At 68.3% G+C, this 2,262-nt stretch carries 2 protein-coding genes; both read left to right on the top strand.

The features are described 5' to 3' along the window. Nucleotides 1-1,791: type I polyketide synthase (locus ACIBLC_RS41915; RefSeq protein WP_399216742.1), on the top strand; the 1,791-nt coding region annotated here is incomplete at its 5' end. Between the two features lie 31 nt (nt 1,792-1,822). Next, nucleotides 1,823-2,262, top strand: a 440-nt coding sequence (locus ACIBLC_RS41910; protein ID WP_399216741.1) for a beta-ketoacyl synthase N-terminal-like domain-containing protein, incomplete at its 3' end; no start/stop codon positions are given.

The raw sequence follows: 2,262 nt of genomic DNA, 5'->3' as shown, positions 1-2,262 counted from the left end.
GTGGATGCTCCGGCCGTGGCCGTCCTGGAGGCTTACGGCGACGGGGCTGACGATGCCGATGGGGTGCTCGCCCTGACAAGCAGGGTGCTGGGTGTCCTCCAGGCCTGGCTGGTGGCCCCGGCTTTGGAGAGCGGCAGGCTGGTGGTGGTTACCCGGGGTGCGGTGCCCGCGGGCGGCGACGGCGATGTCACGGATCCGGCCGGTGCCGCTGTGTGGGGTCTGGTCCGGGCTGCCCAGACCGAGAACCCCGACCGCATCATTCTGCTCGACACCGCTGCCGGCTCCGGCCTTGACGTCACCGGCATCGAAATGGAACCGGTCCTCGCCGCTGTACTCGCTACCGGTGAGCCCCAGGTCGCCGTGCGGGGCGCAGTGTTGTCCGCGCCACGTCTGGTCCGTGACACGACCGGTGCCGCCGTCCCCGACATCTCTGATGTCCCCGCCGTCTTCGACTCTGAGGGGACGGTTCTGGTTACGGGTGGTACGGGTTCGCTGGGTGCGTTGTTGGCCCGGCACCTGGTGGCTGAGCACGGTGTGCGGCATCTGGTTCTGGTCAGCCGGCGTGGTCTGGAGGCCGAGGGGGCGCGGGAGCTGGTTGCCGAGCTTGGTGAGTTGGGTGCCGAGTCGGTGGCTGTGAGGGCGTGTGATGTCGCAGACCGGGATGCGGTGGCCGCGCTTGTGGCTTCTGTGTCGGCGCGGCATCCGCTGACCGGTGTTGTCCACACCGCTGGCGTGTTGGACGACGGTGTGATCAGCGCGCTGACGCCCGAACGGTTGGCGTATGTGTTCGGGCCGAAGGTGACGGCTGTTGGCCATCTGGACGAGCTGACGCGGGACATGGATCTGTCGGTGTTCGCGGTGTTCTCTTCCGCGTCGGGTTTGATCGGTGCGGCGGGGCAGGGCAATTACGCGGCGGCCAATGCCTATCTCGACGCGGTGGCTCACCGGCGGCGGGCGGCGGGCCTGCCTGGGGTGTCGATGGCCTGGGGCCTGTGGCAGCAGGCCGCCGGATTGACCGCTCACCTCAGCGAGATCGACCAGGCCCGTATGAACCGCGGCGGTGTCCTGCCCCTTACCCCCGCGGAGGGGATGGGGCTGTTTGACGCGGCCCTGCGGGTTCCCGCGGCTCTGGTGGTGCCGATCAAGCTGGATCTGCGGAGGCTGCGTGCTGATGCCGTGGCCGGCGGGGGTCTCCCGGGGCTTCTGGGTGGTCTGGTGCATGGCGGGCGGCGCCGGGCACGGGCGGGGGACGGGCAGGCAGGGGCGGGGGACGGCGGTGGCGGTCTTGCTGTGCGGCTTGCCGGGCTCACATCACAGGAGCAGGAGGCGTTGCTGCTCGATTTCGTCCGTGGTCATGTGGCGATGGTCCTGGGTCATGCGGGGATTGCGAAGGTCGGGGCGGAAACGGCGTTCAAGGACTCGGGGTTCGACTCGCTTACCTCGGTCGAGTTGCGTAACCGCCTTCGTGGGGCCACTGGCCTCAAGCTTGCCGCCACCATCGTCTTCGATTACCCCAACCCGCTCGCCCTCGCCCGCTATCTCCACCGCGAAGTGTTTCCCGACGGCGTCACGGCCGACCCGGACGTTGACGAGGCACGGCTGCGGCGCGCGCTCGCATCGCTCCCACTCGCCCGATTCCGGGCGGCTGGACTGTTGGACGCGCTGGTCAGGCTGGCTGAACTCAATGACCACGAACCGCCGATTGGCATGCTGGACGACGCCGATGATGAGACCGCGATCGCCGACCTGAACGTCGACGATCTCGTGCAGCTGGCGCTCCGCGACAAGTGACTCTGCGGCACCTGATGGTTGGGGATTTCAAGTGAGTGCTCCTTATGAAAAGGTCGTCGAAGCGCTCCGAGCATCGCTCGAAGAGGTCGGCTCGCTGAAGAAGCAGAACCGCCAGCTCTTGGAGGCCTCCGGGGAGCCGGTTGCGGTTGTGGGTATGGCGTGTCGTCTGCCCGGTGGTGTGGCGGGTCCGGAGGATTTGTGGCGGCTGGTCAGTGAGGGCCGGGATGGTATGTCCGGTTTCCCGTCCGATCGTGGCTGGGATCTGGAGGGCGTGTTCGACTCCGACTCCGACTCGGGCCAGGCCGGCACCGCCTACGTGGCCCGGGGCGGGTTCGTGTATGACGCGGGGGAGTTCGACGCGGGTTTCTTCGGGATTTCGCCGCGTGAGGCGCTGGCGATGGATCCGCAGCAGCGGTTGCTGCTGGAGACCTCGTGGGAGGCGTTGGAACAGGCCGGGATCGACCCCGGGAC

This window comes from Streptomyces sp. NPDC050535 (genome assembly GCF_044457665.1).
Classification (GTDB): Bacteria; Actinomycetota; Actinomycetes; order Streptomycetales; family Streptomycetaceae; genus Streptomyces.
The sequence above is the reverse complement of the archived record's forward strand: the minus strand, read 5'-3'. Positions and strand labels throughout refer to the sequence as shown.